Origin of the sequence: Methylibium sp. T29, from assembly GCF_000576205.1 — a bacterium.
In the GTDB taxonomy this organism is placed as follows: domain Bacteria; phylum Pseudomonadota; class Gammaproteobacteria; order Burkholderiales; family Burkholderiaceae_C; genus Methylibium; species Methylibium petroleiphilum.
Genome location: NZ_AZND01000205.1, coordinates 1 through 6,025, shown reverse-complemented (window position 1 = coordinate 6,025; position 6,025 = coordinate 1). Strand labels below are relative to the sequence as shown.

The window sequence follows — 6,025 nt, the reverse complement described above, 5'->3', positions numbered from 1 at the left end:
GGTGCGGGTCGGGCCGACCGCGGGGCGCCGTGCAGCATGGGGTCGGAGCGCAGGCTGGGCAGCGGCTGCGGCCGGCTGTCGCGACCGAGCTCCGCCGGCCCCGACACCGACCACAGCACCTCGCGTTCCGGGAACGGCGTCTTCAGTACCGGGATGTCCGACAGCGCCAACCCCCGACGCTCCGGCGCGACCACCGGCTCGCGTGCCGCAGCGGCCACGCCGCCACCTGCCGCCTGCAGTTGGCGACGGAAGGCCGCTACCGACTGCGGCCGCTCACGCGGGTCGGCGGCCAGCGAACGTTCGAGCACCGACACGAAGCCGTGCGCATAGCGCCCCACTGCCGGTGCGCTGCCAGCTTGCGTGGCGGCACCATCGCCCAGTCGCGGCGCGTTCATGCAGAACTGCACCACGGCGGCCAGCGAGTACAGATCGGACCAGGGTCCCGGCGCGTGCTCGCTCGGCGGCTCGGCCAGCTCGGGGGGCCGGAAGCCGGGCTCCGGCCAGGCGGGGTGCTGCGGCAGGCGCGCACCGATCGTCGTCCGGACCGCAGCGGTGTCCAGCAGCATCGGCGTGCCATCTGGCTGCACCAGGATCTGCCCGGGTCGGACATTGCCGTGCACCCATCCGGCCTCGTGCAGGCTCTCCAGTGCATCGAGCACCGGCCCGATCATCCGACGCAGCCAGTCCTCGCTCGGCGCTTCGGTCATCGCGGCGCAGACCTCGGCGAGCGTGCGCCCTTCGACGCGCGGCCACAGCCGGTAGGCGGTGCCGCGCATCTGCCACACCGCGCCGATGCGCATCAGCGCGGGATGCAGGGGCTTGGCGAGCAGTTCCGACTCCTGCAGGAAGGCCTGCAGGCCCTCCTCCCACAAGGCCGCATGGGCCGGCGAACGGGGCCGCAGCAGCCCGGTCGTGTCGCGCAGCGAGATACCGGCCGGCGCGAACTCCTCGATCGTGACTTCGCCGCCCGACGCACTGGCAGTGGCCAGGTAACGCAGGCCGAATTCGTCGCGCACCTGGAGCTTCTGCAGCACGAAGCTGCCCACGGCCGAACCGGACGGGAGCCGCTGGGGCTCCACGACCGTCGGACGGGCGCTCACCGCGGGGGGACTCGCGGGGTCGGAAGGGCGTGAGATGGGAATCATGTACGGCTGAGTGGCAGAGTCTGCAGCATAGACCGCAGTTCCCTGCGTTCTGGTTGCAAAGCGTATACCCGGTGACTGCGCGCAGGATCAGCGCATCCTGAACGCCCCGCCATCCCTCGAAGGCCACGCCGCAGGGCGGCGCGCGGCTCAGCCGCCCGTGACCGGCGGGAAAAAGGCCACTTCGGCGCCTTCATGCACCGTCATGGCCTCATCGTCGACCATTGCCTGGTCCAGCGCCATGCGCAGGGCACGACCGCGGCCCAGTGCCTCGGCATGACGCCCGCCCCTTGCGATGAGTTGGTCCCGCAGCCCGGACAGGCGCGTGCCCGTGGGAAGCTCGACCGTTTCGCCGGGACCCAGCGCCTCGCGGACCGAGGCGAAGTAGCGCACCTGCACCTTCATGCGCGGCCTTTCATGCCAGCAGCGCCGCAAACGGCAGGAAGCGAACGATGTCGCCCCGCGCGATGGCCCGACCCGGCGGGTTGTCGATCAGGCCTTCGGCCCAGACCGCCGAGGTCAGCACCCCCGAACTCTGGTTGCCGAACAGCTCGAGTCCACCATCGGCATTGCGCCGGGCCCGCAGGAACTCGCGCCGGGCATCCGGCCGTGGCCAGTCGAAGTCCGCACGGACCGGCCAGCCGGCCGGCTCCGCACCTGGCAGACCCTGCAGGGCCTGCAGCACCGGGCGCACCGCGAGCAGGAAGGTCACGAAGCTGGACACCGGGTTGCCGGGCAGGCCGATGAAGAGCGCCGGCCGGTCGGCTCCGCTCGTGCGCACCTCGCCGAAGGCCAGCGGTTTGCCCGGCTTGATGGCGATCTGCCACAGGTCGAGCCGGCCTTCGGCCTCGACGGCCGGCTTCAGGTGGTCTTCCTCGCCGACCGACACCCCGCCGGACGTGAGGATCAGGTCATGGCCCTCGGCGGCCCGGCGCAGCGCCTCACGGGTGGCATCGAGCCGATCCGGCACGATGCCGAGATCGCTGACCTCGCAGCCGGCCGACTGCAGCAGCGCCCGCAACGTGTAGCGGTTGGAGTTGTAGATGGCACCGGGCTTCAGCGGCTCGCCGGGCATCACCAGTTCGTCGCCGGTCGAGAACAGCGCGACGCGCGGCCGGCGCACCACGCTCAGCGTCGCCGCGCCCACCGAGGCCGCCAGTCCGAGAGCCTGAGGCGTGAGACGGCTGCCGCGCGCCAGCACAACGCTGCCGGCACAAACGTCCTCGCCGCGGCGGCGCACCCACTGGCCCGCGGTCGGTCGGATCTGGACGCGCACGCTGCCACCACCAACCGGCTCGCACTGCTCCTGCATCACGATCGCATCGGCGCCTTCCGGCACCGGCGCCCCGGTGAAGATGCGCGCGGCCGTGCCGGGTGCCAGCACCGCGCCGACCTGCCCCGCCGCGATGCGCTGGCTGACGGTCAGCAGCGTGCCGGGCTGGGGCACATCGGCCGTACGCAGGGCGTAACCATCCATCGAGCTGTTGTCATGCGGCGGCACGTCGAGCTGCGAGACCACATCGACCGCGAGCACGCGACCGAGGGCCTCGAAGGTGGAGACCGTCTCGGTCTCAGCCAGTGCCGTCGTGCCGGCGAGCAGCCGCGCCAGCGCGTCGGTCAGGCTCAACATCGGCCGAGGGGGCGACATAGGCGGCTTCGTTGTCGGCGTCGTCATAGGGGGACCGGTAATCGTGGCGTGCGGCTTGGCGGATCAGGAAAGCCGTTACCGCGTCGGCATCGTTCAGGTCGAGCACCGGCAGCTGCGTCGGGGACGGCAGGGCCGCGGGGCTGTCGGTCGCGATCGCGACCACGAAGGGATCATGCGGGTACTGCACCCGTTGCCCGGTCTCGGCACGCCAGATCTCGATCTTCAGCAGGTCGGCGTGCTTGAAGCCCTCGACCAGCACCCAGTCGGCGTCGGACAGTTCGGCGATCAGCTGGTGCGGGTTCGGATCGGCCTCGATGTCGTATTCGCGGATCTTCGCGAGGCGCCGGTTCGATGCGATCACCACCTCGTAGGCACCGGCGGCGCGGTGACGGTGCGAGTCCTTGCCGGGCTGGTCGATATCGAAGTCGTGGTGGGCGTGCTTGACGACGGAGACGCGGTGCCCGGCGAGGCGCAGGCGCGCCACGAGCTGCTCGACCAGCGTGGTCTTGCCCGAGCCCGAGTACCCGCAGAAACCGACGACCTTCATCCGGCGACAACCCTCATGTCGAGCAATTCTCGACGATGTAGGCCTGCACCGTCGCCGAGCTGGCCGGCATGACCTTGAAGCGCCTGGGGAGCTGCTCGAGCCCCTCGAGCCCGGCCGACCGGGGCGGCTCGTGGCCGAGCGCCTCGAGGATGGTGGCGGCGAACTTGATCGGCAGCGCGGTCTCCAGCACCAGCAGCGGTGTGCCGGGCTTCACGTACGCACGGCCCACCTTCAGGCCGTCGGCGGTGTGCGGGTCGATGGTCACGCCGAAACGCTGCTGAGTGTCGCGGATGGTCGCCACGCGGTCGGCGTGCGTGCTCTTGCCGGACACGAAGCCGAACTCGCGCACCCGCGCAAACTCGGCGGGCGTCAGCGTGAAGCCGCCGTGCCGTGCGATGTCGTCACCGAACAGCTGGCGCGTGCGTGCCGCATCGCGACCCAGCAGGTCGAACACGAAGCGCTCGAAGTTGCTGGCCTTGGAGATGTCCATCGAGGGACTCGAAGTCTCATGCGTGTCGGCCGCGCCGCGCACGCGGTAGCTGCCGGTGCGGAAGAACTCGTCGAGCACGTCGTTCTCGTTGGTGGCGACCACCAGCTGCTCGATCGGCAGGCCCATCATGCGCGCCACATGGCCGGCGCACACGTTGCCGAAGTTGCCCGACGGCACCGAGAAGCTCACCCGCTCGTCGTTCGACTTCGTGGCCTGGAAATAACCGGCGAAGTAATACACCACCTGCGCCAGCAGCCTCGCCCAGTTGATGGAGTTGACGGTGCCGATGCGCCAGCGGCGCTTGAACTCCAGGTCGTTGGACACGGCCTTGACGATGTCCTGGCAGTCGTCGAACACGCCCTCGACCGCGAGGTTGTGGATGTTCGCGTCGGGCAGGCTGAACATCTGCGCCTGCTGGAACGGGCTCATGCGGCCGTGCGGACTGAGCATGAAGACGCGCACGCCCTGCTTGCCACGCATCGCGTACTCGGCCGCGCTGCCGGTGTCGCCGGAGGTCGCGCCCAGGATGTTGAGCGTTTCGCCGCGGCGCGCCAGCTCGTACTCGAACAGCTGGCCCAGCAGCTGCATGGCCATGTCCTTGAACGCGAGCGTCGGTCCGTTCGACAGGGCCTGCAGCGCGACGCCAGGCTCCAGCGGCTTCAGCGGGGTGATCTCGGTCGTACCGAAGACCTCGCGCGTGTAGGTCTTGCGGATCAGCGTGCGCAGGTCGTCGGCCGGAATGTCGGTGATGTAGAGCGACAGGATCTCGAACGCGAGGTCGGCGTAGGACAGGCCGCGCCAGCGCGCCAGCGTGGCCGCATCGACGCGCGGATAGCGCTCCGGCAGGTAGAGACCCCCATCCGGCGCCAGGCCTTCGAGCAGGATGTCGGAGAAGCCGCGCGGCGTGGAGTCGCCGCGGGTGCTGAGGTAGTTCATGGACGATTCGGACTCACAACAACCAGCATGCCGCAACGGGGGTGGGGCATCAGGACAGTTCTTCCTTGCGGATGCGCACGATGGGCGCCAGCACGGTCGGCAGCGCCTGCATCTGCGCCAGCGCCGCGTTCATCTTCCCTTCGAGCGTGTCGTGGGTCAGGATGATCAGGTCGGTCTGGCTCTCGCCCTCGGCCGACTCGCGCTGCAGCACGGCGTCGATCGAGATCGCGTGGTCGGCCAGGATGCGGGTGATGTTGGCCAGGACACCCGCCTTGTCGGCGACCTGCAGGCGCAGGTAGAAGGCGGTGACGACCTGCTCGATCGGCAGGATGGGCGTGGCCGCCACCGCATCGGGATGGAAGGCCAGGTGCGGTACACGGTGATCGGGGTCGGCGGTGATGAGCCGGGTCACGTCGACCAGGTCGGCGACCACGGCCGAGGCCGTCGGCTCGGCGCCGGCGCCCTTGCCGTAGTAGAGCGTGGAGCCGACCGCGTCGCCCTGCACCACCACGGCATTCATCGCACCCTCCACATTGGCGATCAGGCGCGTGCCCGGGATCAGCGTCGGGTGCACGCGCAGCTCGATGCCCTGCGCATCTTCGCGGCGCTTGGTGATGCCCAGCAGCTTGATGCGGTAGCCCAGCTGTTCGGCGTAGCGGATGTCGGCCGCCTGCAGCTTGGTGATGCCTTCGATGTAGGCGTGCTCGAACTGCACCGGCGTGCCGAAGGCGATCGCACTCATGATCGTCGCCTTGTGTGCGGCGTCGATGCCCTCGATGTCGAAGGTCGGGTCGGTCTCGGCGTAGCCAGGCGCTGGGCTTCCTTCAGCACGGTGCCGAAGTCCAGCCCCTTGGAGCGCATCTCCGACAGGATGAAGTTGGTGGTGCCGTTGATGATGCCGGCGATCCAGTTGATGCGGTTCGCGGTCAGGCCCTCGCGCAGCGCCTTGATGATCGGGATGCCGCCGGCCACTGCCGCCTCGAAGCCGACCGCCACACCGCGCTCGCGCGCCGCCGCGAAGATCTCGGTGCCGTGTACCGCCAGCAGCGCCTTGTTGGCGGTGACCACCGGCTTCCCGGCGGTGATGGCGGCCAGCACCAGCTCGCGGGCCCGTGTCGTGCCGCCGATCACCTCGACGACCACGTCGATGTCGGGCCGGCGCACCAGGGCGTCGAAGTCGTCGGTCAGCACCACCTCGCTGCCGAGCGTGGCGCGCGCCTTGGCCACGTCGCGCGCGGCGACCGCGGCGACCTCGATGCCGC

Annotated in this window: 5 protein-coding genes and 1 pseudogene; all 6 read right to left on the bottom strand. The window is 70.0% G+C overall.

Translation table 11 applies throughout. From position 1 onward, the window contains the following. The coding region (locus x551_RS17415; RefSeq protein ID WP_343252153.1) for a PqqD family peptide modification chaperone at positions 1-1,100 on the bottom strand (1,100 nt) is incomplete at its 3' end. A 192-nt stretch (positions 1,101-1,292) separates the two neighbouring features. Further along, entirely contained in the window at positions 1,293-1,547 is a 255-nt protein-coding gene (locus x551_RS17410; protein ID WP_036231707.1) for a MoaD/ThiS family protein, read from the bottom strand. Between the two features lie 10 nt (positions 1,548-1,557). Then, the gene (gene glp / locus x551_RS17405) at positions 1,558-2,772 is read right to left on the bottom strand and encodes a gephyrin-like molybdotransferase Glp (RefSeq protein ID WP_173402820.1); all 1,215 of its coding nucleotides are present in this window, start codon (positions 2,770-2,772) and stop codon (positions 1,558-1,560) included. Further along, positions 2,714-3,337, bottom strand: coding sequence for a molybdopterin-guanine dinucleotide biosynthesis protein B (mobB, locus tag x551_RS17400; protein ID WP_036231705.1), 624 nt, complete (start codon positions 3,335-3,337; stop codon positions 2,714-2,716). Before mobB ends, glp begins: the two co-directional genes overlap by 59 nt. A 13-nt stretch (positions 3,338-3,350) precedes the next feature. Next, a complete protein-coding gene (gene thrC / locus x551_RS17395; protein WP_036231703.1) occupies positions 3,351-4,763 on the bottom strand; it encodes a threonine synthase in 1,413 nt (470 codons plus the stop codon). 49 nt (positions 4,764-4,812) lie between these two features. After that, positions 4,813-6,025, bottom strand: a pseudogene (locus x551_RS17390) (homoserine dehydrogenase); the annotation flags it as partial.